The sequence below is a fragment of the Pseudoduganella danionis genome (genome assembly GCF_009720775.1).
GTDB lineage: Bacteria > Pseudomonadota > Gammaproteobacteria > Burkholderiales > Burkholderiaceae_D > Rugamonas > Rugamonas danionis.
Map to the genome: position 1 here is coordinate 1 of NZ_WNKW01000001.1, position 24,528 is coordinate 24,528.

The 24,528-nt window shown below is 60.7% G+C and carries 27 protein-coding genes; 16 read left to right on the forward strand and 11 right to left on the reverse strand.

The genetic code is table 11. The annotated features are described in order from the left end of the window. On the forward strand, positions 1-91 hold a 91-nt coding region (locus GM655_RS00005; RefSeq protein ID WP_155432611.1), incomplete at its 5' end, for an IS3 family transposase. 108 nt (positions 92-199) lie between these two features. Here GM655_RS00005 and purB read toward each other — a convergent pair. Continuing rightward, positions 200-1,576: an adenylosuccinate lyase gene (purB, locus tag GM655_RS00010; protein WP_155432612.1), complete on the reverse strand. Its 1,377-nt coding sequence runs from the start codon at positions 1,574-1,576 to the stop codon at positions 200-202. 137 nt (positions 1,577-1,713) lie between these two features. Between purB and GM655_RS00015 the strand changes: the two genes are divergently transcribed. The 6 genes from GM655_RS00015 (at position 1,714) to GM655_RS00040 (ending at position 10,041) form a co-directional block, all read left to right on the forward strand. Beyond that, positions 1,714-2,325: a glutathione S-transferase N-terminal domain-containing protein gene (locus GM655_RS00015; RefSeq protein ID WP_155432613.1), complete on the forward strand. Its 612-nt coding sequence runs from the start codon at positions 1,714-1,716 to the stop codon at positions 2,323-2,325. A gap of 1 nt (position 2,326) precedes the next feature. Next, positions 2,327-3,379 carry a LacI family DNA-binding transcriptional regulator gene (locus GM655_RS00020; RefSeq protein WP_155432614.1) on the forward strand — a complete coding sequence of 351 codons (1,053 nt, stop codon included), beginning with the start codon at positions 2,327-2,329 and terminating at the stop codon, positions 3,377-3,379. A 234-nt stretch (positions 3,380-3,613) separates the two neighbouring features. Beyond that, positions 3,614-5,905 (forward strand): TonB-dependent receptor, encoded by a 2,292-nt coding sequence (locus tag GM655_RS00025; RefSeq protein ID WP_155432615.1) that lies wholly within the window; start codon positions 3,614-3,616, stop codon positions 5,903-5,905. Continuing rightward, positions 5,895-7,760: an alpha-amylase family protein gene (locus tag GM655_RS00030; protein ID WP_155432616.1), complete on the forward strand. Its 1,866-nt coding sequence runs from the start codon at positions 5,895-5,897 to the stop codon at positions 7,758-7,760. Before GM655_RS00025 ends, GM655_RS00030 begins: the two co-directional genes overlap by 11 nt. 2 nt (positions 7,761-7,762) lie before the next feature. After that, positions 7,763-8,704: a PfkB family carbohydrate kinase gene (locus tag GM655_RS00035; RefSeq protein ID WP_155432617.1), complete on the forward strand. Its 942-nt coding sequence runs from the start codon at positions 7,763-7,765 to the stop codon at positions 8,702-8,704. Next, on the forward strand, positions 8,701-10,041 hold the full coding sequence (locus GM655_RS00040) for an MFS transporter (RefSeq protein ID WP_155432618.1): 1,341 nt from the start codon (positions 8,701-8,703) through the stop codon (positions 10,039-10,041). The genes GM655_RS00035 and GM655_RS00040 overlap by 4 nt, the downstream gene beginning before the upstream one ends. 66 nt (positions 10,042-10,107) lie before the next feature. Here GM655_RS00040 and bfr read toward each other — a convergent pair whose 3' ends face one another. The 3 genes from bfr to GM655_RS00055 all read right to left on the reverse strand — a co-directional run bounded on the left by bfr (position 10,108) and on the right by GM655_RS00055 (position 11,705). Next, the gene (bfr, locus tag GM655_RS00045; protein ID WP_155432619.1) at positions 10,108-10,581 is read right to left on the reverse strand and encodes a bacterioferritin; all 474 of its coding nucleotides are present in this window, start codon (positions 10,579-10,581) and stop codon (positions 10,108-10,110) included. A gap of 133 nt (positions 10,582-10,714) precedes the next feature. Continuing rightward, on the reverse strand, positions 10,715-11,404 hold the full coding sequence (locus GM655_RS00050; RefSeq protein ID WP_155432620.1) for an energy transducer TonB: 690 nt from the start codon (positions 11,402-11,404) through the stop codon (positions 10,715-10,717). Positions 11,405-11,414: 10 nt separating this feature from the next. After that, entirely contained in the window at positions 11,415-11,705 is a 291-nt protein-coding gene (locus tag GM655_RS00055) for a (2Fe-2S)-binding protein (RefSeq protein ID WP_371866663.1), read from the reverse strand. A 211-nt stretch (positions 11,706-11,916) separates the two neighbouring features. Here GM655_RS00055 and GM655_RS00060 point away from each other — a divergent pair, with 211 nt between their 5' ends. From GM655_RS00060 to GM655_RS00085, 6 genes are all read left to right on the forward strand, one after another. Continuing rightward, the gene (locus GM655_RS00060; RefSeq protein ID WP_155432621.1) at positions 11,917-12,183 is read left to right on the forward strand and encodes a FeoA family protein; all 267 of its coding nucleotides are present in this window, start codon (positions 11,917-11,919) and stop codon (positions 12,181-12,183) included. A gap of 3 nt (positions 12,184-12,186) precedes the next feature. Beyond that, positions 12,187-14,088, forward strand: coding sequence for a ferrous iron transporter B (feoB, locus tag GM655_RS00065; protein ID WP_155432622.1), 1,902 nt, complete (start codon positions 12,187-12,189; stop codon positions 14,086-14,088). 1 nt (position 14,089) lies between these two features. After that, entirely contained in the window at positions 14,090-14,401 is a 312-nt protein-coding gene (locus GM655_RS00070) for a DUF6587 family protein (protein ID WP_155432623.1), read from the forward strand. A gap of 2 nt (positions 14,402-14,403) precedes the next feature. Beyond that, positions 14,404-15,075 (forward strand): glutathione S-transferase family protein, encoded by a 672-nt coding sequence (locus GM655_RS00075; RefSeq protein ID WP_155432624.1) that lies wholly within the window; start codon positions 14,404-14,406, stop codon positions 15,073-15,075. Positions 15,076-15,169: 94 nt separating this feature from the next. Next, positions 15,170-15,955, forward strand: coding sequence for a 5'-3' exonuclease (locus GM655_RS00080; RefSeq protein ID WP_155432625.1), 786 nt, complete (start codon positions 15,170-15,172; stop codon positions 15,953-15,955). Positions 15,956-15,970: 15 nt separating this feature from the next. Beyond that, complete coding sequence (locus tag GM655_RS00085) at positions 15,971-16,432, forward strand: response regulator (RefSeq protein WP_155432626.1); 462 nt, start codon at positions 15,971-15,973, stop codon at positions 16,430-16,432. A 39-nt stretch (positions 16,433-16,471) separates the two neighbouring features. Here GM655_RS00085 and mnmA read toward each other — a convergent pair whose 3' ends face one another. Together mnmA and GM655_RS00095 are read right to left on the reverse strand one after the other, a co-directional pair. Further along, a complete protein-coding gene (mnmA, locus tag GM655_RS00090; RefSeq protein WP_155432627.1) occupies positions 16,472-17,578 on the reverse strand; it encodes a tRNA 2-thiouridine(34) synthase MnmA in 1,107 nt (368 codons plus the stop codon). Between the two features lie 117 nt (positions 17,579-17,695). After that, positions 17,696-18,193: an NUDIX hydrolase gene (locus tag GM655_RS00095; RefSeq protein ID WP_155432628.1), complete on the reverse strand. Its 498-nt coding sequence runs from the start codon at positions 18,191-18,193 to the stop codon at positions 17,696-17,698. A 326-nt stretch (positions 18,194-18,519) separates the two neighbouring features. On the opposite strand from GM655_RS00095, the gene GM655_RS00100 reads away from it, so the two are divergent. The 3 genes from GM655_RS00100 to GM655_RS00110 are packed head-to-tail and all read left to right on the forward strand — an operon-like array spanning position 18,520 to position 21,439. Further along, entirely contained in the window at positions 18,520-19,632 is a 1,113-nt protein-coding gene (locus GM655_RS00100; protein WP_155432629.1) for a Re/Si-specific NAD(P)(+) transhydrogenase subunit alpha, read from the forward strand. Positions 19,633-19,643: 11 nt separating this feature from the next. Continuing rightward, a complete protein-coding gene (locus GM655_RS00105; protein WP_155432630.1) occupies positions 19,644-19,964 on the forward strand; it encodes a proton-translocating transhydrogenase family protein in 321 nt (106 codons plus the stop codon). Continuing rightward, entirely contained in the window at positions 19,961-21,439 is a 1,479-nt protein-coding gene (locus tag GM655_RS00110; RefSeq protein WP_155432631.1) for an NAD(P)(+) transhydrogenase (Re/Si-specific) subunit beta, read from the forward strand. Before GM655_RS00105 ends, GM655_RS00110 begins: the two co-directional genes overlap by 4 nt. 63 nt (positions 21,440-21,502) lie before the next feature. Here the strand turns inward: GM655_RS00110 and GM655_RS00115 are convergent, their stop codons facing one another. The 5 genes from GM655_RS00115 to GM655_RS00135 form a co-directional block, all read right to left on the reverse strand. Next, positions 21,503-22,132, reverse strand: coding sequence for a dihydrofolate reductase family protein (locus GM655_RS00115; RefSeq protein WP_155432632.1), 630 nt, complete (start codon positions 22,130-22,132; stop codon positions 21,503-21,505). Between the two features lie 104 nt (positions 22,133-22,236). Continuing rightward, positions 22,237-22,665 carry a hypothetical protein gene (locus GM655_RS00120; protein ID WP_155432633.1) on the reverse strand — a complete coding sequence of 143 codons (429 nt, stop codon included), beginning with the start codon at positions 22,663-22,665 and terminating at the stop codon, positions 22,237-22,239. 266 nt (positions 22,666-22,931) lie between these two features. After that, positions 22,932-23,150 (reverse strand): hypothetical protein, encoded by a 219-nt coding sequence (locus GM655_RS00125; RefSeq protein WP_155432634.1) that lies wholly within the window; start codon positions 23,148-23,150, stop codon positions 22,932-22,934. A gap of 343 nt (positions 23,151-23,493) precedes the next feature. Next, positions 23,494-24,003 (reverse strand): hypothetical protein, encoded by a 510-nt coding sequence (locus GM655_RS00130; RefSeq protein ID WP_155432635.1) that lies wholly within the window; start codon positions 24,001-24,003, stop codon positions 23,494-23,496. Positions 24,004-24,072: 69 nt separating this feature from the next. Continuing rightward, complete coding sequence (locus GM655_RS00135) at positions 24,073-24,507, reverse strand: hypothetical protein (protein WP_155432636.1); 435 nt, start codon at positions 24,505-24,507, stop codon at positions 24,073-24,075. Positions 24,508-24,528: the final 21 nt, after the last annotated feature.

A 24,528-nucleotide genomic window follows, 5' to 3' on the forward strand; every position in this document is an offset into this window, starting at 1 on the left:
GTACATTCACTATTACAATCACGACCGCATCAAACTCAAATTAAAAGGGCTGAGTCCTGTGCAATATAGGACTCAGCCCTTGGCTGCCTAGCAAACTAAACCGTCCAACTATTTGGGGTCAGTTCAAACGGTGGTCGCGGGGGCTAGTGTATAGCAAGTTGTTGCCGGAATTGCTATTCGGCAGTTTTTACGGGGCAGATCAGATGGCTTTGGCCAGCTGGGCAGCGATACCCGTGTAGTTGGCTGGGGTCATCTGCAGCAGCAGGTCTTTGGCTTCCTGTGGGATCGCCAGACCCGTGATGAATTCGCGCAGCGCGTCTTTGGAGATGCCTTTGCCGCGCGTCAGTTCTTTGAGCTGCTCGTATGGGTTGGCGATGCCGTAGCGGCGCATCACGGTCTGCACGGGCTCGGCCAGCACTTCCCAGTTGGCATCCAGATCGGCTTCCAGACGCTGCGGATTGACTTCCAGCTTGTTCAGGCCGCGCAGGCAGCTATCGTAGGCCAGCAGGGTGTAGCCCAGACCCACGCCGATGTTGCGCAGTACGGTGGAATCGGTCAGGTCGCGCTGCATGCGCGAGACTGGCAGTTTTTCCGACAGGTGTTTCAGCACGGCGTTGGCCAGACCCAGATTGCCTTCCGAGTTTTCGAAGTCGATAGGGTTGACCTTGTGCGGCATGGTGGACGAGCCGATTTCGCCCGCTTTGAGTTTCTGCTTGAAGTAGCCCAGCGAGACATAGCTCCAGATGTCGCGGTTCAGATCCAGCAGGATGGTGTTGGCGCGCGCGAAGGCGTCGAACAGTTCGGCCATGTAGTCGTGCGGTTCGATCTGGATGGTGTATGGATTGAACACCAGACCCAGACGCTGCTCGATCACGGCCTTGGAGAAGGCCGGCCAGTCGAACGATGGGTAGGCCGACAGGTGGGCGTTGTAGTTACCAACAGCGCCATTCATCTTGCCGAGGATTTCCACCTGCTCGATGCGCACGATGGCGCGCTGCAGACGGGCTACCACGTTGGCCATCTCTTTACCCAGCGTGGTCGGGCTGGCGGTCTGGCCGTGGGTGCGCGACAGCATAGGCAGGTCGGCGTTGGCCAGCGCGATTTCTTTGAGCTTGGCGGTAACGTTGCGCAGCGCAGGCAGCATGACCTGGTCACGTGCCGCCTTCAGCATCATGCCGTGCGAAGTGTTGTTGATGTCTTCCGAGGTGCAGGCGAAGTGGATGAATTCCGATGCAGCCACCAGTTCCGGCACATCCTTGACCTGTTCCTTGAGCCAGTATTCCACGGCTTTCACGTCGTGGTTGGTCACGGCTTCGATTTCCTTGATGCGCGCGGCATCTTGTTCGCTGAAGTCGCTGGCCAGCTTGTCCAGCAGGGCGTTGCCGGCCGCCGAGAACGGCTGGATCTCGGCAAAACCGGCTTGCGACAATGCTTGCAGCCAGGAAATTTCTACTTTGACGCGGTGGTGCATGAAGCCGGCTTCAGACAGGATGGGACGCAGCAAATCGGTTTTGCCGGCGTAGCGGCCATCGAGCGGCGACAGGGCAGACAGCGTGGAGTAAGGAGTAGTGGTCATGATGGACTAGAAGGCGGGAGTTAATAAGAAGGCCAACAACGCGGAAATGCGAAAAACGTGATTTTACCATTGGCCGCCGCTCATCCCGCCGATCCGCCGATGTTATACTGAAGTCTGATCGACCACTTTAAGCATTTATGAAACTCATCGGTTCCCTCGCCAGTCCTTATGTGCGCAAAGTGCGCGTGGTGCTGGCAGAAAAAAAGCTGGATTACCAATTCGTGCTGGAAAATGTGTGGGCCGCCGACACGACCATCGATCAACTCAATCCGCTCGGTAAAGTGCCTAGCCTGATCATGGAAGATGGCGACGTCCTGATCGACTCGCGCGTGATGGTGGAATACCTCGATACGCTGACGCCAGTGTGCAAGCTGCTGCCGCCTAATGGCCGCGAACGGGCCGACATCAAGTGCTGGGAAGCGCTGGCCGATGGCGTGCTCGATGCTGCCATACTGGTGCGACTCGAACGTACCCAGCGTCCGCCCGAACTGCAGAGCGAGCAGTGGATAGAACGGCAGATGCGCAAAGTCCATCAGGGGCTGGAAGTGGTGGCGGCGCGGCTGGGCGAATCGCCTTATTGCGCCGGCATCCATTATTCGTTGGCGGACGTGGCGGTAGGGTGTATGCTGGGCTGGCTCAGCTTCCGTTTCCCGGAAATCGACTGGCGTGGCAGCCATCCGAATCTGGCGCGTCTGTACGACAAGCTGTCCGAACGCCAGTCTTTCAAGGATACGATTCCGCAAGCCTGAGATGAGTGCCAACACGCCACCGGAAGTGCCGAATACCCCGTCCCAACAGCGTCTGCAGATGGCCGACATTGCGCGGCTGGCGGGGGTATCCACTTCGACTGTGTCGCGGGCGCTGGCCGGCAGCAAGCTGGTCAACGAGGAAACCCGTACCCGCATCATGGAGCTGGCGCGTTCGCTCAAGTACACCATCAATATCGGCGCGCAGAACCTGCGCCTGAAACAGAACCGCACCATCGGTGTGGTGATTCCGTATGACTCGGCCACGCGCCAGCATTTGTCCGACCCCTTCTTCCTGTCCATGCTCGGTAGTCTGGCCGATGCGCTGACGGAGCAGGGCTTCGACATGCTGGTGTCGCGCGTCGATGCGGAAGAACTCGATGCCGCCGCGGCGCCGTTCGATACGGGCCGGGTGATAGGCATCGTGCTGATTGGCCAGTGGCGCCACCATGATCAGCTGAACCAGCTGGCCGCGCGCCATGTGCCCATCGTGGTGTGGGGCGCGCAGCTGCCGCAGCAGCTGTACTGCACCGTCGGCGGCGACAATGTCTCCGGCGGCGATCTGGCCGTCAGCCATCTGCTACAGCAGGGGCGCCAGCGCATCGCCTTCTTTGGCGATATCAACCTGCCCGAAGTGGGGCAGCGCTACGAAGGCTATTGCCAGGCGCTCCAGCGCGCCGGTCTGGCCATCGATCCGGCGCTGCAGGTATCGGTTGCCTTCCTGCCCGATAGCGGCCGCCAGGCCGTGCAGGAGTTACTGCGACGGGATGTGCGCTTCGACGCCATCTTTGCCGGTAGCGACTTGCTGGCCATGACGGCGATTAACACCCTGCGCACCCAGGGGCTGGAGGTGCCGCGCCAGATCGCGGTGGTGGGCTACGACGATATCGAGCTGTCGACCTATTTCCATCCTCCCCTGTCGACTATCCGCCAGCCCATACGTGCGGCCGGGCGGGCACTGGTGGCTTCGCTGCTGGAGCTGATCGAAGGCCGTCCGGCGCCGTCGCTACAGTTGCCGACCCAGTTGATGGTGCGCGAGAGCAGCGCTAGTGTCTGATTTATGCAACCGATTGCATAAATTTTCTGCTGCGGCGCAATAAAAAACTCCCTTTCTTTCGTCGTTAACCTAGGAATGATAAGGTTTTCCCTCTGACGGTCTAGCCCGGATTAACGTGTTGCATCGCATAATGCAATCGATTGCATAAATTTTTGAATCAGCCCATAATGCCTCATCTGCTCAGCAAATGTGCAGAGCAAATTCGACCATCACAACAACGATACTGGAGACAAAATGGATACTCGCACTTTCAAACTGTGCGGCATTGCCGCCGCTGTTGCTACCGCAGTGCTGCACATGGCTGGCGCACATGCCGACGAAGCCGTTCCGGCCAACGATGGCCTGAACATGGAACGAGTGGTGGTGACGGGCAGCACCACCGGCTCGTCGAAAATGAAAACCAGTGTCTCCATCAGTACCGTGGAAGGGGACGTCATCAAGAACGGCGCGCCGCTGAGCGCCGCCGAAGTGCTGCGCTCCGTACCGGGCGTACGTTCCGAATCATCTGGCGGTGAAGGCAATGCCAATATCACTGTGCGCGGTGTGCCGATTTCCGCCGGCGGTGCGCGCTATGTGCAGATGCAGGAAGATGGCCTGCCGGTGCTGCAATCGGGCGACTTCAATTTCATCACGCCCGATAGCTACATCAAGATCGACGGCACGCTGGATCACCTTGAAGTGGTACGCGGCGGCTCGGCCTCTACGCTGGCGACCAATGCCCCGGGCGGCATCATCAACTTCATCACCAAAACGGGTGAAGAGAAGGGCGGCCATATCGGTGTCAGCCGCGGCCTCGGTTACGATGAAACCCGGCTGGACTTCGATTACGGCGCCCCGATTTCGGACAAGACCCGCTTCTTCATCGGCGGTAGCTACCGTACCGGCGAAGGCGTGCGCAATACCGGCATGAAGACGGAAGACGGCGGCCAGATTCGCGGCAATATCACCCATCAGCTGGACAATGGCTACATCCGCCTGTCGTTCAAACATCTGGACGACAAGGCGCCGACGGCACTGCCAGTGCCGGTGCAGGTCGTGAACAAGAAAATCCAGGAACTGCCGGGCATCGACCCGCGCAGCGTATCGTTCTACTCGCCATACTGGGTGCGCGATGTTGCGCTGGGCAAGAACAACACGCCAGTATCGACCAATGTCAACGACGGCCTGAAAGTGAAAAGCGATTCCATCGGTCTGGAAGGCTCGTTCGATCTGGGCGATGGCTGGAACCTGAGCGACAAATTCCGCACTTCCACCAACAGCGGCCGCTTTGCCGGCGTGTTCCCTGCCAATAACGGCACGGTAGGCACTTACACCTTTGCCACCGGCCCGAACAAAGGCCAGACCTACAAGGGCCGTGCTATTTCGGCGGTGGTATTCAACACCTCGATCGACGATGCCGGCAATACCCTGAACGACACCAAGCTGGCCAAGACCTTTGCGCTGGCCGATGGCAGCAAGCTGACCACCACGGCCGGCCTGTACCTGTCGACGCAGAAGCTGGGCCTGACCTGGAACTTTAACGAATACCTGCTGCAAGCGAGCGGCGACAAACCGGCCCTGCTGAAAACGGCCAGCACCACGCCCGGTCTGGTTGGCCCGGCATGGGGCGGCTGCTGCTCGCGCGCGGTGGACATGGAATACAAACTCACCTCGCCTTACCTGAACGTGGGCTATGAAGTGGGCGCACTGAATGTGGATGCCAGCGTACGTCAGGATCGCCAGACTGCAAGCGGCACGGCCAATATTGCCACCCTCAGCAATGGCAGCCAGCGCTACGAGGCTGCCACCATGCAAATGGTGGACTACAAGATGAACCACAACTCCTATTCGGTGGGCGGTAACTACCGCATCACGAATAATCTGGCAGCGTTCGCCCGCGTCAGCGATGGCGTAGCCTTCAATGCCGACCGTATCCTGTTCGGTACGCCGCTCGATGGCAGCGCACCGATCAACATCAACACCGTCAAGCAGATCGAAGGTGGCGTGAAATGGCGCAGTGGCGGTGTCTCCACCTTCGTGACCCTGTTCCAGGCCAAGACCGACGAGAGCAACTACGAAGCCACCACCCAGAAGAGCACTTCCAACAAGTACGACGCCAAGGGCGTGGAACTGGAAGGCGCTTACACCCAGGGCAGCTTCCGCGTCACCGGCGGCATGACCTACACCGATGCCAAGATCGTCGGCACGGCAGCAGCGGATGTGGCCAATATCGGCAACACGCCGCGCCGTCAGGCCAAGGTGGTGTACCAGATCATGCCTAGCTATGACTTCGGCGATGTCACGCTCGGCGCCAGCCTGATCGGCACCGGCAAGTCGTGGGGCGATGATGGACACACCATCGAGATGGACGGCTATCAGGTAGTGCATGCCTTCGTCAACTACCGTCTGTCGCCCAAGACCACGCTGTCGTTCAGCGTCAACAACCTGTTTAACAAGATCGGCTACACCGAAGTTGAAGGCGACGGCCATGCGGCCCGCTCGATCAACGGCCGTGCTGCCAAAGTTGGCCTGACTTATGCCTTCTAATGTGATGACGGACCGCCTGCTGGCGGTTCTGCCGGAAACGCTGCGGCCGCAGGCGGCCCAGCGGCTGGCTGCAGCGGCTCCCACGCTGCACCGGCTGCTGGCCGGCCTGTACGGCGAGCGGGCCGATTTCGAGAGCTGGTATGGCGCACTGATGGCCAGTCTGGGTACGCTGTACGCAGCGCGCCCGGCTGCCCTGCAGGCGCTCGATGCGGAACGTGCAGCGCAGCCGGACTGGTTTCTTAGCCAGCAGATGCTGGGCTACTGCAGTTATGTGAATAATTTCGGCGGCACGCTGGCCGGCGTGCGCGAACAGATCCCGTATCTGCAGGAACTGGGCGTGCGCTATCTGCACCTGCTGCCTTTCCTGCGTGCGCGCGCAGGTGAAAACGACGGTGGTTTTGCCGTCACCAGTTTCGACGATGTGGAACCGGCGCTGGGTAATAACGCCGATCTGGAAGCACTGACCACGGCGCTGCGCGATGCCGGCATCAGCCTGTGTTCCGACTTCATACTCAACCACGTGGCCGACGACCATGTGTGGGCGCAGGCCGCCAAGGCCGGTGATGCACAGGCGCGGGCGATGTTCCACATCTTCTCCGAGCGCAGCCTGCCGGACCAGTACGAAGCCACGCTGGGGCAGGTGTTCCCGCAAGTGGCGCCGGGGAACTTCAGCCATGTGGAAGCTGCCGGTGGCTGGGTCTGGACCACCTTCTATCCCTACCAGTGGGACCTCAACTACGCCAACCCTGCCGTGTTTGCGGAAATGGCGCAGGCCTTGCTGCGGCTGGCCAATCGCGGCGTAGAAGTGTTCCGCCTCGATTCCACGGCCTTCCTGTGGAAGCGGCTGGGAACCAACAGCATGAACCAGCCGGAAGCACACCAGCTGCTGCAGGCACTGCGCGCCATCGTCGACATCGTCGCACCGGGTGTGCTGCTGAAGGCCGAAGCCATCGTGCCGACGCGCGAACTGCCGGCCTATCTCGGTAGCGCTAACGCGGCCGAATGCCATATCGCCTATCACAGCAGCCTGATGGCGGCGGGCTGGGTGGGGCTGGCCGAACAGAATACCGCAGTGCTGTGCGCGGTGATCGCCAATACGCCGCCCTTGCCGCCTGCGGCCACGTGGCTCAGCTATGTGCGCTGCCATGACGATATCGGCTGGAATGTGCTGCGTGCCGAAGCTGGTGCCGACAGCGTGGACAGCGCACAGCGGCTGGCACGGGTGGCGCGCTTCTTCAGCGGCGCCGAAGGCAGCTATGCACGCGGCGCCGCCTTCCAGAGCAGCGACCCGAATGCGGCCCATGGCAGCAATGGCATGGCCGCCGCGCTGACCGGTTTGCAGTCGGCACGGACGGAGCAGGAGCGCGAAATGGCCATGCGCCGCATGCTGCTGCTGCACGGTCTGGCCCTGAGCTTCGGCGCGCTGCCCGTGCTGTACATGGGCGACGAGCTGGCGATGGAAAATGACGAGAGCTATCTGCAGCGTCCGCAGCATGCGATGGATAGCCGCTGGCTGCAGCGGCCCCGCTTCGACCGACAGCGCTGGCTGCAGCGGCACGATGGCGCCACGCCGGCGGGACGCATGTATCAGGCGCTGACGGCGCTGGTGCGGGCACGCCAGACCCATGCTGCACTGGCAGCCGACGCCCCGCGTAGCTTGCTGGACGATGCGCCGGCTGGCGTGCTGGCGCTGGCCCGCGGCGAGCGTTTCCGCGCCCTGATGAACTTCAGCGCCAGCGCGCAGCACTACACGCTGGCAGGAAGCTGGACTGACTGCCTGAGTGGCGCCATACTGGGCGGCACCATCACGCTGGCGCCGTATGCGCTGCACTGGCTGGAACGCGGAGAAGATTAAACATGAGTCTACAAACCATCGCCGTGTTCGGCGAAGCACTGGTCGATGATTTTCTCACCGAGCAGGTAGTCGGCGGTGCGCCCTTCAATGTGGCGCGTAATCTGGCCGCTTTCGGTGCGGCCACGCTGATGATCACCCGCGTAGGGCAGGATCAGAACGGGCTGCTGCTGCGTAGCGAGTTTTCCCGTTTCGGCATGAGCGAGGCCGGCCTGCAGAGCGATCCTGTCGCGCCGACGGGGCGGGTAGTGGTGGAGCGCAACGATGGCGGCCACCGCTTCATCATCCTGCCCGATCAGGCCTATGATTATGTGGAAGCTTCGGCGGCGCTGACGGCGCTCAGGCAGGCCGCGCCGGCCACCATCTATTTCGGCACCATGGCACAACGCCATCCGTGCTCGCGCGGCACCTTGCGCGCGCTGCTGGAAACCACGCCAGCCCAGCGCTATCTGGACCTGAATGTGCGCGAAGGGCAGGTGACGGAACGCTGCGCCTTCGAATCGCTGCATCTGGCCGATGTGCTGAAGGTGAACGAGGATGAACTGAAAGACCTGTTCCGCTGGTACACCCATACCCAGCCCGGCACCAGCGCCATGGATAGCCGGGAGATGATAGACGCCTGCCTAAATCTGATGCGCACCTTCCGCCTGCAGGGCATGATCGTCACGCTGGGCGAGCGCGGTGCCATGCACTTCGGCAGCGACGGCGTGGTGACCACCAGCACACCGGTGGCCGCGCCGATGCAGATCGTCGATACGGTGGGCGCGGGCGATGCGTTTTCTTCGGTGTTCCTGTACGGGCAGATGCAGGGCTGGCCGCTGGCACTGACGCTGGACCGCGCCAATGCCTTTGCCGGCGCCATCTGCGGCATTGCCGGCGCGGTGCCGGCCGATCTGGCCTTCTACAGGCCATGGCTGGCCGCGTGGCAGCAGGGAGTGCAGGCATGAAGCCGCGCCTGTCGTTCTGGCAGATCATCAATATGAATATCGGTTTCTTCGGTATTCAGTTCAGCTTCGGGCTGCAGCAAAGCAGCATGAGTCCGATCTACAAATATCTGGGCGCCGACGAAGCCAGCCTGCCGTATCTGTGGCTGGCCGGTCCCATGACGGGCCTGCTGGTCCAGCCCCTGATCGGCGCCATGAGTGACCGCACGGTCACGCGCTGGGGCCGCCGCACGCCTTACTTCCTGATCGGCGCCATCTTGTGCAGCCTCGGTCTGCTGGCCATGCCGTTCAGCCCTACGCTGTGGTTTGCCGCTAGCCTGCTGTGGATACTCGATGCAGCCAACAACGTCACGATGGAACCGTATCGCGCCTTCGTCAGCGACAAGCTCGATCCGTCCCAGCACTCGCTGGGCTTCCTGACCCAGAGTGCCTTCACGGGGCTGGGCCAGACGCTGGCCTATCTGACGCCTTCTCTGCTGGTGTGGGCCGGCATGAACAAGGATGCCGTCAACAGCCACCACATTCCCCACATCGTGATCGTGGCGTTTGTGATCGGGGCGATCTTCTCCATCAGCTCCATCCTGTGGACGCTGAAGACTACGCCGGAACTGCCGCTCACGCCTGCCGAACTGGCGGCCATCCGCGCCCAGCCGGCCGGCTGGCGCCACACGCTGGCCGATGTAGCCAGCGCTATTCGCGAAATGCCGGACACCATGAAGCAGCTGGCGTGGGTCAAGCTGTTTCAGTGGTACGCCATGTTCTGCTACTGGCAGTACATCATGCTGTCGCTGGCGACCACCATCTACGGCAGCACCGATCCCGCTTCCCAAGGCTTCCGCGATGCGGGGCTGCTGACCGGGCAGGTGGGCGCGTTCTACAACGCGGTGGCGTTTGTCGGTGCGCTGGCCATGGTGCCGTTCACGCGCCGCTATGGTCCGCAGCGCAGCCACAGCGTCTGTCTGGCGCTGGCCGGCGTGGGCATGCTGCTGATCCCGCAGATCCACAATCCGCTGCTGTTGTTCATTCCCATGGTGGGCATAGGGCTGGCATGGGCCAGCATCATGGGCAACCCGTATGTGATGCTGGCGGGCTGCATCCCGCCCGAACGCACGGGGGTCTACATGGGCATCTTTAATATGTTCATTGTGATCCCCATGATCATCCAGATCTTCACGCTGCCGCTGTACTACCAGAGTCTGCTGGGCGGGAATCCGGAAAATGTGATCCGGCTGGCGGGGGCGCTGATGCTGTGCGGTGCGCTGGCCGTGCTGGCCGTCAAGGTCAAGTCGGCCGATAGCGCTGCGCCGGGGCAGCCGGCCATGGGGCGCGCTTCCCATTAGCTGGCGCTGCGGCGGATTGCGCCCTGAAAGTACAACGGCCAGCTGTGCAAGCTGGCCGTTGTTGTTTTACTCGTCGTGCATCTGGCTTTGCAGATAGTTCTGGATGCCGACTTTCGCGATCAGATCGAGCTGGGTTTCCAGCCAGTCGATGTGTTCTTCCGTATCGTCGAGTATCTCCAGCAGCAGGTCGCGCGACACATAATCGGCGGCCTTCTCGGCAGCAGCGATGCCGGCTTTGACAGTCAGTTGGGCGCCCTGTTCCAGCGCCAGATCGGCGCCCAGCATTTCTTCCGTGTTCTCGCCGATCATGATCTTGTGCATGGCTTGCAAATTAGGCAGGCCGTCCAGCATCAGGATGCGGTCGATCAGCTTGTCGGCGTGCTTCATCTCGCCGATGGACTCGTCGTATTCCTTCTTGGCGATGCGGCTCAGACCCCAGTGGCGGTACATGCGTGCATGCAGGAAATACTGGTTGATGGCGGTCAGTTCATTGGTCAGCTGCGCATTGAGCTGCTTGATTACTTCCGGATCACCTTTCATGGCGTTCTCTCTTATCGTGGTGGAGGAATACGCCTATTTTGCCACGTTGCAGGCAAATTGGGGCCAGCCTGATCGCAGTCATCAAAAATGACTTGGGTCAAGTTGCTGCCCGGATAGATCGGGCCGTGCCGGTTTAGCCCAGCTGGAAGTTGATCGGCACCAGCGCGTACACCGCGATGGCCTTGCCGTCTTCGATGTACGGTTTGTAGAGGGCGCGCAACACCGCCTGACGGCCGGCTTCGTCCAGATTCGAGTAGCCCGAGGATTTCTGCACCACCACCTGCTCGGCCTGACCTTTTTCGCCGATCAGCACGCGCAGCATGACCACGCCCGTTTCGCCCAGACGGCGCGAGCTGTGCGGGTAGATGGCTTGCGGTGCCCGCAGGTATTCGACGGTGGACACGGTTTTCGGCGTGCCGGCGGCCGCTACCGGCGTGCTGGCGACGGCGGCCACGGCGACGCTGGTGCTGCTGGCCGGTGCTTCGGTACTGCGCGCGGGCGACGGCGCGACGCTGATGGTCGGCTCGCTGGCGGCGATGGCGACCGGCGGCAGCGGCGGCACGGTCACCTGCGCCACTGGCATAGGCGCGCTAGGCAGCACGGGCGGGGTGGCCGGTTTGACGGGCTCGGCGGCGGGGACGAAATTGATCGTGACGATATTCGGCAGCACGGCATGGGCGGCTTCGCGCAGCATGCCGGTGTGGAAAAGATAGAACATCAGCGCGTGGCCGGCCACGATGGCGGCCATGGGCGCCAGCTTGCGCCAGCGCGCGTGATCGTGCTCGTGGGACTGGTCGTAACTGTCGAAGCTGAGGGTGTGCATGGCGTCCCCCTTAGTTGCTGCAAGTGCTGCCGACGGTCTGGCGTTGCAGCACAGTCTCTTGCAGCGGCGCACTCTGGGCCAGCGTCTTGTTCAGCAGCTCGCTGGCGTAAGCTAAGCACTGGCCGCAGCAGGTGGCCACGCCCAGATCGCGCTGCAGTGCTTCGACGGAGTCGGAGCCCAGCTCGATGGCCATGCGGATTTCGCGGTCGGAGATGTTGTTGCAGACACAGACGATCATGGTATTACCTTCAGTCCTGAGTTCGATGGTGACGGTGCCGCAGGCGCGATGCCGGACTGGCACTGTTGTAATTCGTTCACTTAATGCGAATCATTATCATTTCCGGTAGTGTGCCTCAGTTTTCTGCGGCATGCAAGCGCAAATAGAAGTAATTCGCATTACGGTTTATAATAGACTCATGTTATTTCCGGCTGGAACCGCTCATTACCGGGGCGTGGGCAGGCAGGAAAGCCGCTGCGGCACGGGCCCGGCGGCGTTTTGAACGGATTTCGCCATGACGCATGCTGTTCCTCTGATTACTCTCGATACGCTGCCGGTGGGCGCCAAGGCCACCGTGGTCCATATCGCCCCCGGCACCCCGCAGCATGATGGCGCCACGCTGGCGCGCCGGCTGATGGAGCTGGGCTTTGTACCGGGCGAACAGATCCGCATGCTCAAGCGCGGTATGCCCGGTGGCGAGCCGCTGGCGATCAAGGTAGGCAATGCCACCTTCGCGCTGCGTCGCTTCGAAGCGGCACTGGTATCAATTCAACCGGAATAAGTTATGGCTGTCGTCGAAACACGGGCGGCTGCTCCCGCCGCTGTCACTGCTGCGCCCATGGTGGCGCTGCTCGGTAATCCCAATTGTGGCAAGACCGCGCTGTTCAACCGCCTCACGGGCGCACGCCAGAAAGTGGCCAACTACGCCGGTGTGACCATCGAACGCAAAGAGGGCAGTTTCACTTCGCCCGAGGGCCGCGCCTATCGTTTACTTGATCTACCCGGTGCTTACAGCCTGTCCGCGCATACGCCGGATGAAGCCATCACGCGCGATGTGGTGGCCGGCAAGCGCGCAGGCGAGTCCGTGCCGGACGTACTGGTATGCGTGGTGAACGCCACCAATCTGCGTCTGAACCTGCGGCTGGTGCTGGAGATTAAACGCCTGGGCCTGCCCATGATACTGGCGCTGAACATGGTCGACGTGGCGCGCAAGCGCGGCATCGTGATCGACGAAGCGCGGCTGGCGCAGGAACTGGGCATGCCGGTGGTGGCTACCGTGGCCGTGCAGGCCGGTGGCGAACGCGCGCTGGTGCAGGCACTCGATGCCATGGTGTTGACGGAAAAAGCCGCACCCAAGTCGCTCGACGTGATCGATACCGTCAGCGTGGAAGAGACCCAGCGCGAAGTGCGCCGCATCCTCGCACTGGCCTGCCATGAAAAAGATGACCGCGGCAATCTGAGCGAGAAGATCGACCACATCGTGCTGCATCCGGTACTGGGGCCGATTATTCTGGCCGTGCTGATGTTCTGCGTATTCCAGGCTGTGTTCAGCTGGGCCACCGTGCCGATGGACTTGATCAAGGATGGTGTGGATGGCATGGGCAGCATGGTGAAAAACGCCATGGCCGATGGTCTGCTGCGCAGCCTGCTGGTGGAAGGCATACTCGGTGGTGCCGGCAGCGTGCTGGTGTTCCTGCCGCAGATTCTGATTCTGTTCTTCTTCATCCTCGTGCTGGAAGACTGCGGCTATCTGCCACGCGCAGCCTTCCTGCTCGATCGCCTGATGGGCGGCGTGGGTTTATCGGGGCGTGCCTTCATTCCGCTGCTGTCCAGCTTTGCCTGCGCGATTCCCGGCATCATGGCGGCACGCACCATCCAGAATCCGCGCGACCGGCTGGTGACGATCATGATCGCGCCGCTGATGACCTGCTCGGCGCGTCTGCCCGTGTACGCGCTGATCATTGCTGCCTTCATTCCCGAGCGTGAAGTGGGCGGCTTCGTCAGTCTGCAAGGGCTGGTACTGTTTGGCCTGTACGTGACGGGCATCGTGTCGGCCATGCTGGTGGCCTACTTCATGAAGCGCAGCATGGGTGCCAACCACCAGCAACCGCTGATGCTGGAACTGCCGTCCTACCACTGGCCGCACCTGCAGAATCTGGCGCTGGGCCTGTGGGAACGCTGCAAGATCTTTATCACCCGTGTCGGTACCATCATCCTCACGCTGATGGTGCTGTTGTGGTTCCTCAGCACCTTCCCCGGCGCGCCGGAAGGCGCGACGCATCCGCCTATCTACTACAGCCTGGCCGGCATACTGGGACGCGGTCTCGAATACATCTTCGCGCCTATCGGTTTCAACTGGCAGATCTGCATTGCGCTGGTGCCGGGTCTGGCCGCGCGCGAAGTGGCGGTCGGTGCGCTGGGCACCGTGTACGCGCTGTCGCAGAGCGGCGACGAGCTGGCCCAGTCGCTCACGCCCATTATCGCCGGTTCGTGGACGCTGCCTACCGCACTGTCGCTGCTGGCATGGTATGTGTTCGCACCGCAGTGCATGTCCACGCTGTCCGTGGTCCGGCGCGAGACCAACAGCCTGCGCTATCCGTTGCTGATGGCCGGCTATATGTTTGTACTGGCCTACTCGGCCTCGTTTATTACCTATCGCGTTGCACTGGCGCTGGCCGGAGGTTGAGATGCTGCAGAACCTGATCGTTGCTGTCATCGTTGTGCTGGCACTGCTGCATGTGTGCCGGCGCTATCTGCCTGCAGCGCTGCGGCGCGGCTGGGCGAATGCCCTGGCGCAGCGCGGTGTGAGTGCGGCGCTGCTGGCCCGCCTGCTCGGTGTGCGCGAAGGCTGCGGCGATGGCTGCGGTAGCTGCGGTGGCTGCGATAGCGGCCCGCAAGGCAAAGCTGGCAGCACTTCCGCCGGGGCGGCCGGGCAGGGCGGCGGCGGCGCTTCGGGCAAGCCGTCGGCCCGCGTCATCATGCTGCAGGTACAGCGCTGATCATGATTATCGTCCACCACCTGAACAACTCCCGTTCGCAGCGCGTGCTGTGGTTGCTGGAAGAACTCGGTCTGCCTTACGAGATCGTGCGCTATCAGCGCGACCCCAAGACCATGCTGGCGCCGCCCGAACTGCGCGCGATTCACCCGCTGGGCAAGTCGCCCGTGATTACGGATGGCGAAGTGGTGGTGGCCGAATCGGGCGCCATCGTCGAATACCTGCTCGATACCTATGGGCAGGGCCGTCTGAAGCCGGCCGCCGGTACGCCGGAGCAGCGCCGCTGGACCTATTTCCTGCACTACGCCGAAGGCTCGGCCATGACGCCGCTGCTGATGAAACTGGTGTTCGACCGTGTCGAGAGCAGCCCTGCGCCATTCTTCGTCAAGCCGATTGCGCGGGCGATCGCTCGCAAGGTACTGGGCAGCTACATCCTGCCGCAGATCGCCAGCCATCTCGATTATCTGGAACGGGAGCTGGCACAGCGCCCGTGGTTTGCCGGGGCCGAATTCAGTGCGGCCGATATCCAGATGAGCTTCCCGCTGGAAGCCGCCGCAGCCCGTGCCGGCCTGAATGCCAGCCGTCCCCACTTGATGGACTTCCTGCAGCGCATCCATAGCCGTCCCGCCTTCCAGCGTGCGCTGCAGCGTGGCGGCCCCTACGAACTGCTCAAGTAAGCCCCTGAACTGGCATCTGTTCTGGTACCAGTTCTGGCACCTGCGGCGCTACGTTACAATGGCGCCGTGAGAGTTCCTGATTTCTTTTGCTGCCATGGCTAGACTGCTGGCCATCGATGGCCTCAACATCGTACGCCGCATGTACGAGGCCAGCCCCGAACCCGATAGCGCCGACAAGGCCCTGACGGCGCTGCGCTACGCCCAGTCGGCGCTGCACAAGCTGCTGCGCCAGCACGTGCCCAGCCATGTGCTACTGGCTTTCGATGCGGGCGGCCCGACCTGGCGCCATGATCTTTACGCAGGCTATCGCGCTGGCCGCACCCCCATGCCCGAAGTGCTGAAGACCGCGCTGGCGCCATGGCAGGCGCAGTTGCAGGCGCAGGGCTGGCCGCTGCTGGCCATCGAAGGGGTGGAAGCCGACGACGTGCTGGCCACGGCCGTGCAGCGCTGGCTGGCCGAAGGGCGCGGCGAAGCCTATGTGGCCAGTACCGACAAAGATCTGCATAGCCTGATCGCGCAGGGTGCCCTGCTGTGGGACCCGTTCAAAGGCGTGTGGCACGATGCTGCATGGGTAGAAGCCAAGTGGGGTGTGGTGCCGGCGCAACTGGCTGATCTGCTGGCGCTGATGGGCGATCCGGCCGACTCCATTCCGGGTGTTTCCGGGGTTGGCGTGAAGACGGCAGCACGGCTGCTGCGCACCTACGGCACACTGGACGGCATACTCGCCGGCGCCGGCATCCTGCAGGACCGGCTGGGGATAACGCTACGAAAAGAGAAGGAAATGCTGTATCTTTCCAGACAATTGGTGGAATTAAAAACCGACGTGCGGCTGGGCGTGAGCTGGAATATGCTGGCGTGGTCCGGCCCCAACGGGGTTTAGAACAGGGTAGGCAAGATGTTAAAAGCAGTGATTATCGATACCAGTGCCGTCGCACGCGGCTTGCTCAATACGGTGCTGGTGGAGGGCGGTTACGATGTGGTGGGACAGGCGCACACTTGCGCCAACGGGCTGGCGCTGCTGATCAAGCACCAGCCGCACCTGATCTGCATTTCACGCGAACAGATCGAAAGCGGCGACGAGATCGTGCGCGAAATCAAAACCAACTGGCCCAAGACGCTGATTTTCATGGTGTCGAGCGAATTCGATGCCGCCACCATACAGGCAGCGCACGCCATGGGCGTGCACGGCTTCATCGTCAAGCCGTTCAAGGCCGATACGGTACTCAACACCATCCGCAATACCGTCATCACGATGGTCAAACGCCAGCGTGCCGCCATGGCACGCGATGCCGCAGCGTCGGACGGCGACGGCAAGGGTGCCGAGGGCGAAGCCGGCGGCGCGGACGCCGCCAGCTAATTCTTCAAGCAGGCCGCCGCGCATGCGCGGCTTGCCTGCTTAGCCAGCCAGCGTGGAGCCGGCAATCAGGCCACCACCAAGGCAGACTTCCCCATCGTAGATCACCGCCGACTGGCCCGGCGTGACAGCCCATTGCGGGTCCATAAAGCGCAGCGCGAAATCGCTCTCGCCTTGCGGCGTGAGTTCGCAAGCCACATCGGCCTGACGGTAGCGCGTCTTGGCAGCCAGCATGCGGCTGTCCGGTGCATGGCCGGCGATCCAGCTAGCCGTATCGGCCGTCAGGCTGGCCGATTGCAGCCACGGGTGGTCATGGCCCTGCACGATGTACAGCGTGTTGTTGGCTACATCTTTGCGCGCCACATACCAGGCATCGCTGCTGCCATCTTCCTTCTTGTAGGCCTTCAGACCACCCACGCCTATGCCTTTGCGCTGGCCTAGCGTGTAGAAGCTCAGGCCCACGTGTTCGCCCACCACGCGGCCATCGTCGGTTTTCATCGGGCCGGGACGGTAGGACAGGTAGCGATTCAGGAATTCGCGGAACGGACGCTCGCCGATGAAGCAGATGCCGGTGGAATCCTTTTTGGTGGCGTTCGGCAGGCCCAGTTTGGCCGCGATCTGGCGCACTTCCGTCTTCGGAATTTCACCGAGCGGGAACAGGGTCTTGGATAGCTGCGCCTGATTCAGACGGTGCAGGAAGTAGCTCTGGTCTTTGGTGTGATCGACCGCCTTGAGCAGTTCGAACTGGCCGGCGCGTTCGCGTACGCGCGCATAGTGGCCGGTGGCGATCAGGTCGGCACCTAGCGTCATGGCGTGGTCGAGGAAGGCCTTGAACTTGATTTCGGCATTGCACAGCACATCGGGGTTAGGCGTACGGCCTGCTTGATACTCGCGCAGGAAGTCGGCGAACACGCGGTCCTTGTATTCGCTGGCGAAGTTGACGGCTTCGATATCCACGCCGACCACGTCGGCCACGCTGGCCGCATCGATCCAGTCCTGACGGGTGGAGCAGTATTCGCTGTCGTCGTCATCTTCCCAGTTCTTCATGAACAGGCCGACTACTTCGTAGCCCTGTTCCTTGAGCAGCCACGCCGAGACCGAGGAATCGACCCCGCCAGACATACCGATCACGACTTTTTTCTTGCTCATGTTATTTCCTGAAAACTGTTTATATCAATATCTATGTTGCCGTCGCTGCCATAGCACCAGCTATAACGCCAGCGGCAGCGGTCCTGCCGCTGCCTGCGAGCTGTGCGCGCGCTGTTGTCAGCCGTGGCTGCTGTCCGGTGCCGACAGGAAGACCGAAGCGTGGGTTTGCAGCAGTTCCAGCGGCGCACGGCGGCCAGCCAGATATTCGTCCACGCACTGCAGTACGGTAGGGCTGCGGTGACGTTCGGCGCAGGCAGCCAGTTCGTCGCGCGTCAGCCACATGGTGCGCAGTATGCCATCGTCGAGCGGGCGGTCATGCTGCTGGCCCGGCACGCCGCAGAAGGTGAAGCGCAGATAGGTGACTTCTTCGCCCGTGCGGTTGGAGGTGTAGCGCGACATATACATGCCGACCAGTGCGGTCGGGGTGAAATCGTGCGCGGTTTCTTCCAGCGTTTCGCGGATCACGGCCTGTTCCAGCGATTCGTGCGGGTCGAGGTGACCGGCCGGCTGGTTGATGCGGATGCCATCGCTAGTCTGTTCTTCGATAACGAGAAATTTGCCATCCTTTTCGACGATGGCGGCAACAGTGACAGAGGGTTTCCAGATACGTGGCATAGGCGATCCTTGAAAGAGCCGACATTTTAGCCTGTTTTTACTCGGGCTCGCCCGTTTAGGCGCTGCTCTCGCTGCGTGTCATGGAAGCGACATTGAAATAGCGCAAACTTTAGCCAGAAGAGTACGCTGGAGCAGCCTTCTTTGCGCTAGATTAAGTGTTTTAACAGCAATAGATGACATTTTGTAATAAATGTAGTGATAAATGCGGCATTTATTGATAAATACGTATTAAGTATGATGGGGCCATCGAGGGGGGAACTCTGCCGCGTGCAGCCCCAGCAATCCGTGTTAGATTCTAGTCAGTTTATTAATCTTTGGGAGGCAGCATGAGAATAGGCATACCGGCCGAGACGCGGCCGGGCGAAACCCGGGTTGCGGCGACGCCCGAAACCGTCAAGAAGCTGGCGGCCAAGCACAGTGTGATCGTGCAGGCTGGCGCCGGTCTGGCCGCATCGGTGACCGACGAGGCGTATGTGGCAGCCGGTGCGCAGATCGGCACAGCGGCCGACGCATACGGCGCGGAAGTGGTGCTCAAGGTGCGCGCACCGGATGCAGCGGAGCGCGGCCTGATGAAGGCTGGCACGGTGCTGATCGGCATGCTCAATCCCTTTGATGCCGACAACAACGCTGCCATGGCAGCCGCCGGCCTGCAGGCGTTTGCGCTGGAAGCCGTGCCGCGCATCACGCGCGCGCAGTCGATGGACGTGCTGTCCTCGCAGGCCAACATCGCCGGCTACAAGGCGGTGATGGTGGCCGCGAATACCTACCAGCGCTTCATGCCTATGCTGATGACGGCGGCCGGTACCGTGAAAGCGGCGCGCGTGCTGATCATGGGCGTGGGCGTGGCCGGTCTGCAGGCGATTGCTACCGCCAAGCGTCTGGGCGCCGTGATCGAAGCGTCCGACGTGCGTCCACCCGTCAAAGAGCAGGTGGAATCGCTGGGCGCCAAATTCATCGACGTGCCTTTCCTCACCGACGAAGAGAAGGAAATCGCGCAGGGTGTGGGCGGCTATGCCCGTCCTATGCCGGCCGACTGGCTCGCACGTCAGGCCGCGCTGGTGCATGAACGTGCCAAGCTGGCCGACATCATCATCACTACCGCGCTGATCCCGGGCCGCAAAGCGCCTGTGCTGATTTCCGAAGACACCGTGAAAGCCATGAAACCGGGTTCGGTGATTGTCGATCTGGCCGTCGCGCAGGGCGGCAACTGCCCGCTGTCCGTGCTGAACGAAACGGTGGTGCGCCACGGCGTGCACATCGTCGGCCAGCCCGATCTGGCAACGCTGGTGGCGGCCGATGCCTCGGCGCTGTATGCGCGCAATGTGCTCGACTTCCTCAAGCTGATCATCAACAAGGAAGACCAGTTGGTGATCGACCGCGAAGACGAAATCCTCAAAGCCACGCTGCTGTGCAGCGGCGGCGAACTGCTGAGAAAATAAAAGGAGGTTTTATGGAAGTGAGCCATACCATCATCAATCTGATCATCTTCGTGCTGGCCATCTATGTGGGCTATCACGTGGTGTGGACCGTGACGCCTGCGCTGCATACGCCGCTGATGGCCGTGACCAATGCCGTATCGGCCATCATCATCGTGGGCGCCATGCTGGCTGCCGCGCTGACCGAAGGTCTGGTGGGGCAGGTGGCCGGTACTGTCGCCGTGGCACTGGCAGCCGTCAACGTGTTCGGCGGTTTTCTGGTGACCCAGCGCATGCTGGAAATGTTCAAGAAGAAGGCGCCTAAGGCCGCAGCTAACAAGGGAGAGCAGGCATGAGCGGTATCTCCATGAATCTGGTCACCCTGCTGTACCTGATCGCTTCGGTATGCTTCATTCAGGCGCTGAAAGGCCTGTCCTCGCCGGCCACGGCGCGTGCCGGTAATGCTTTCGGCATGACGGGTATGGCCATCGCGTTTGTCACCACGGTGGCACTGATCTTCAAGCTGCAGGCCATGGCTGCTGCAGCGGCAGCAGCGGGCCACGGCAGCGCCGGCGGTTTCACGCTGGTGGCGCTGGGTGTCGTGGTCGGTGGCGGCATCGGTGCCGTGCTGGCGAAAAAAGTCGAGATGACCAAGATGCCGGAACTGGTCGCAGCAATGCACTCGCTGATCGGTCTGGCCGCTGTGTGTATCGCGGTGGCTGCCGTGTCGGAGCCGCAGGCTTTCGGCATTGCGCAGGCGGGCGAAGCGCTGCCGTTCGGTAACCGTATCGAACTGTTCATCGGTACCTTCGTCGGTGCGATTACGTTCTCCGGTTCGGTGATCGCGTTCGGCAAGCTGTCGGGCAAATACAAGTTCCGTCTGTTCCAGGGCGCGCCGGTCAATTTCGCCGGCCAGCATATGCTCAACCTGTTGCTGGCGCTGGCCATGGTGGGTCTGGGTCTGGTGTTCTGCTTCGATAGCGGCGCAACGCCGGCATGGCTGCCGTTCCTGATCATGACGGCGATTGCCTTCGTGCTCGGTGTGCTGATCATCATTCCTATCGGCGGTGCGGATATGCCGGTGGTGGTGTCGATGCTGAACTCGTATTCGGGCTGGGCGGCTGCCGGTATCGGCTTCTCGCTGAATAACTCGATGCTGATTATCGCCGGTTCGCTGGTGGGTTCGTCCGGTGCGATTCTGTCCTACATCATGTGCAAGGCCATGAACCGCTCGTTCTTCAACGTGATTCTGGGTGGCTTCGGTGGAGCACCCGCGGAAGCTGGTAGCGGCGCAGCGAAAGAACAGCGTCCCGTCAAATCCGGTTCGGCTGATGATGCTTCGTTCATCATGGCGAATGCGGAAAGCGTGATCATCGTACCGGGCTACGGTCTGGCCGTGGCACGCGCCCAGCACGCGCTGAAAGAGCTGGTCGAGAAGCTGACCCACAAGGGCGTCAACGTGAAGTATGCGATCCACCCGGTGGCAGGCCGTATGCCGGGCCACATGAACGTGCTGCTGGCGGAAGCCGAAGTGCCGTACGATCAGGTGTTCGAGATGGAAGACATCAATGGCGAGTTCGGTCAGACCGACGTGGTGCTGATTCTGGGCGCGAACGACGTGGTCAATCCGGCGGCCAAAGATCCGAACTCGCCGATTGCCGGCATGCCGATTCTGGAAGCCTACAAAGCCAAGAGCATCATCGTCAACAAGCGTTCCATGGCTTCCGGTTATGCCGGTCTGGATAATGAGCTGTTCTATCAGGCAAACACCATGATGGTGTTTGGCGATGCCAAGAAAGTCATCGAGGATATGGTGAAGGCGGTCGAGTAAAGCATACGCCTGCTTGCCGGCTGCAAGAGTACGGAGCCCTGAGAGATCAGGGTTCCGTTTTTTTTATGCGCGCACGTAGCGCAAATGGGTGGCGTGTGTGCCGTTCAGTACGGAGTCTATGCGGAACTGGGACGCTGTTTCGCCCAGGTTTTCAAACAGGCGCCGGCCAGCGCCAAACAGGACGGGAGCCAGAGCGATCTCCAGTTCGTCAATGAGATTCAGAGTCAGATATTGCTGGATTACGTCGGCGCCGCCGGATATCCGGATGTCGCGTTCGCCGGCGGCTGCGCGCGCCAGTTCGAGTGCACGTTCAGGGCCTTCGTTGATGAAATAAAAGGTGGTGCCGCCGGGGCGTACCCAGGGTTCCCGTTTCTCGTGGGTGAGTACATAGACGGGGGTGTGGAATGGTGCTTCTTCCGGCCAGCTTACTTCGCCCTGATCGAACATGCGCTTGCCGAGTATGTTGGCGCCAGTGCGTTCGAAGGTGTGGCGCACCATTTCATTGACGGCGCCCGTTTCACCGCCGGGGCCGAATTGCAGCTTGTCGCGGAAGTATTGCTGATTGATCAGCCAGGCCATCAACGCCCCCCATTTCGCGCCCCAGTTTTTGTAACTGGGGTCGTCCATGGTCATGCCTTCCGGCGCCATATAGCCATCGAGGCTCAGGCCGATGTTGACGAAAACTTTGCTCATGATGCGACTCCGGCGGTATGGTTGGTGATCTGACAGAGTGTAGTGGATCGCGTGACTTGTTGCTGGTTTAGTCGCGCTGATAGCAGATGGCGGTGCGAGGGGGGCTAGTCCTTCTTCAGTGATTCGTCGCGCAGGCGGCTGGCGATGGTGTAGTGGTGTTCGCCAGGCCGGCGGATTGAGAGGTCTATCCAGGCGTTGCGCATGCTGCGTGCGAATGAACGGGCAAACTGGTTGGGGCTGACGGAACGACCCTGATGAATGATCTGATCGCCAATGACTTCCGCATAGTTATGCTCGCCGTAGCTCCATGAGCGCAGGATGGTGCCCTCAGGTAAAAAGACGGTTTTCCACTGATAGCCGCGCTGTCTGGCAGCACTAGGTTCGGACGCAAGTTTGACACTTTCATCCAGCCAGAATTTCAGCGCGGTGTTGATTGCAGCACTGACGTCAGGAGGCTGTCCGTGACGCTGCATGTGCTGGATCAGCCGTCGCAGGGTGTCGGGATCCACTTGGGCGATCACTGTGGTAAACATTCTGCGATTTCCTCTTATTTACTCTTATTTTCTCTGTTTCCTTCTTATTTTCTCTGCTTGCTGATATGGGCTTTTGTTTTAGCTCAAACGAAAGACTAGACTTGAATGCAGAGAAAATAAGTGGAAAGGAGAGAAAATAAGAGGGCTTAAGTGGAAAACGCAGAAGGTTTGCTATACGAGGCGGGAAAGAGGGGGGGAGCTTTGGGCGAGGTGCTTGGCTAGTGCGTTATCGGCAATGGCGTCACGTATTTTCATTTCTCTGTCTATTAGCGGCGGCCGTACATCAGCAGTTCGGCCAGCATACTGCGCGCTGTTGGTACGAGGCCTATGGCGGTCAGCGATAGGCCCAGCAAACCTTGCTGCGGCGAAGTGCTGGCGAAGATGCGCACCATGGTGTCGGTGATGCGCACGATGGTCTGGCGATCCTGTTCGCGCAGAATGGTGAACTGGGCCAGATGGGCTGGATCGGCGCCCTGTGCCAGCACCTTCGGGTCTCGGGGACAGCTCTGTCATTTGGACATCCGCGGGTCTCGGGGACAGCTCTGTCATTTGGACATCGGACGCCATTCTTTGATCAATGTTAACACGCAAATTCGACTGTTTCACATATTGATATGGATTAAAGTTTTGTACGACATGTCCGAATGACAGAGCTGACCCCGAGAACTGAGCTGACCCCGAGAACACTGCTGCATCCATCCAGCTAGATACATCCATGCGCATGGATATACTCGGCGATCAAACTTTGTTCGCATCGATTTGACCGCCGATACCCTGTCCAAGCATCTGAAGTCGCTGCATAGCGCACTTTACGTGTAGCGGCGTATATCAGTTGAGTCCACAGAAGCGCAGTATTTTGTTTACCGTGTTGTGCGTCGAGTATTCATCTAAGCCGGCACCAAAACGAAACGACTGAGTGCTAGTCTCGATTTCGATCCGTCCATCACTCAGTCCAAGACTCTCCAACTTCCCTTCTGACGACCATGCTTGAGCGCTTGGTAGAACGCGCACTGCACGTATGGTTTCGGCTGACAGTAAAAATTTATATGCCTTAGGCGCGCTACTCCCCCGGACTATGCATAGCTCATCACGGAAGACATAACTTCGATACAGCAGGATGGCAAATAGCGCTCCGGTTGAGAGCGTGATAGCAAGCCACGCATAGGCGTAATCTTGCGATGGCCCGCTCAGATGCCTGGCTATGGCAGGAATAAACATCAGACACCAGCAGCCAGCCAACAGCACAGGAAGCAGCCGCTTTTGCGTTGGACAGACTATGTGAAGCAAGGACTCTTCTTCAATGTCTTGGTGGGATAAAGTTGGAGTAGGAGTATTCAAGAAATGCTTTCCGTATAAGCGGTTTAACGTGGTATTCGGGTCTGCGGCAGGCCGACTTCGCAACCTCAGCTACATCGAAGACCAGATCACGCGCACCATGCCCTCAGCCGCATACTGTCTGATTGTGACCGCTGCGACCCCATCCACTGCGTTGGCAACGCTAAGAGTGCCTTCAATGCCCTTAGCGCCCCACTTTATGCCAAGTAAACCATTGCAAGCCCCCGAGTAAATAAGTTTATCCTCGTCCACGCTATGCGACGATGTGCGAGCACGGATGATGTAAACGTCTTTGATGCAGACTTGCCCTGGAAATCCAACCAGGTCTTCTGTAACGACCATGCGATACTGGCCGTCTGGCGATATGGTCTCGCTCACAAGATCGTGCGTATGGCTCGCTATGGCTCGCAGCGCAAAGGAACCTAACTGCATCAGTAAGGTGCATGCACCCAGGATGGCAAGCAATGCGCGCGCCTTTTTCCCTAAATTCGTCGTATCAATTCGCATAACATCTGAATAATCATTGGG

What these genes read in the sequence shown, in the direction of transcription:
- purB (WP_155432612.1), bottom strand. Translation starts at nt 1,576, where the DNA reads ATGACCACTACTCCTTACTCCACGCTGTCTGCCCTGTCGCCGCTCGAT.
- GM655_RS00015 (WP_155432613.1), top strand. Translation starts at nt 1,714, where the DNA reads ATGAAACTCATCGGTTCCCTCGCCAGTCCTTATGTGCGCAAAGTGCGC.
- GM655_RS00020 (WP_155432614.1), top strand. Translation starts at nt 2,327, where the DNA reads ATGAGTGCCAACACGCCACCGGAAGTGCCGAATACCCCGTCCCAACAG.
- GM655_RS00025 (WP_155432615.1), top strand. Translation starts at nt 3,614, where the DNA reads ATGGATACTCGCACTTTCAAACTGTGCGGCATTGCCGCCGCTGTTGCT.
- GM655_RS00030 (WP_155432616.1), top strand. Translation starts at nt 5,895, where the DNA reads ATGCCTTCTAATGTGATGACGGACCGCCTGCTGGCGGTTCTGCCGGAA.
- GM655_RS00035 (WP_155432617.1), top strand. Translation starts at nt 7,763, where the DNA reads ATGAGTCTACAAACCATCGCCGTGTTCGGCGAAGCACTGGTCGATGAT.
- GM655_RS00040 (WP_155432618.1), top strand. Translation starts at nt 8,701, where the DNA reads ATGAAGCCGCGCCTGTCGTTCTGGCAGATCATCAATATGAATATCGGT.
- bfr (WP_155432619.1), bottom strand. Translation starts at nt 10,581, where the DNA reads ATGAAAGGTGATCCGGAAGTAATCAAGCAGCTCAATGCGCAGCTGACC.
- GM655_RS00050 (WP_155432620.1), bottom strand. Translation starts at nt 11,404, where the DNA reads ATGCACACCCTCAGCTTCGACAGTTACGACCAGTCCCACGAGCACGAT.
- GM655_RS00060 (WP_155432621.1), top strand. Translation starts at nt 11,917, where the DNA reads ATGACGCATGCTGTTCCTCTGATTACTCTCGATACGCTGCCGGTGGGC.
- feoB (WP_155432622.1), top strand. Translation starts at nt 12,187, where the DNA reads ATGGCTGTCGTCGAAACACGGGCGGCTGCTCCCGCCGCTGTCACTGCT.
- GM655_RS00070 (WP_155432623.1), top strand. Translation starts at nt 14,090, where the DNA reads ATGCTGCAGAACCTGATCGTTGCTGTCATCGTTGTGCTGGCACTGCTG.
- GM655_RS00075 (WP_155432624.1), top strand. Translation starts at nt 14,404, where the DNA reads ATGATTATCGTCCACCACCTGAACAACTCCCGTTCGCAGCGCGTGCTG.
- GM655_RS00080 (WP_155432625.1), top strand. Translation starts at nt 15,170, where the DNA reads ATGGCTAGACTGCTGGCCATCGATGGCCTCAACATCGTACGCCGCATG.
- GM655_RS00085 (WP_155432626.1), top strand. Translation starts at nt 15,971, where the DNA reads ATGTTAAAAGCAGTGATTATCGATACCAGTGCCGTCGCACGCGGCTTG.
- mnmA (WP_155432627.1), bottom strand. Translation starts at nt 17,578, where the DNA reads ATGAGCAAGAAAAAAGTCGTGATCGGTATGTCTGGCGGGGTCGATTCC.
- GM655_RS00095 (WP_155432628.1), bottom strand. Translation starts at nt 18,193, where the DNA reads ATGCCACGTATCTGGAAACCCTCTGTCACTGTTGCCGCCATCGTCGAA.
- GM655_RS00100 (WP_155432629.1), top strand. Translation starts at nt 18,520, where the DNA reads ATGAGAATAGGCATACCGGCCGAGACGCGGCCGGGCGAAACCCGGGTT.
- GM655_RS00105 (WP_155432630.1), top strand. Translation starts at nt 19,644, where the DNA reads ATGGAAGTGAGCCATACCATCATCAATCTGATCATCTTCGTGCTGGCC.
- GM655_RS00110 (WP_155432631.1), top strand. Translation starts at nt 19,961, where the DNA reads ATGAGCGGTATCTCCATGAATCTGGTCACCCTGCTGTACCTGATCGCT.
- GM655_RS00115 (WP_155432632.1), bottom strand. Translation starts at nt 22,132, where the DNA reads ATGAGCAAAGTTTTCGTCAACATCGGCCTGAGCCTCGATGGCTATATG.
- GM655_RS00120 (WP_155432633.1), bottom strand. Translation starts at nt 22,665, where the DNA reads ATGTTTACCACAGTGATCGCCCAAGTGGATCCCGACACCCTGCGACGG.
- GM655_RS00135 (WP_155432636.1), bottom strand. Translation starts at nt 24,507, where the DNA reads ATGCGAATTGATACGACGAATTTAGGGAAAAAGGCGCGCGCATTGCTT.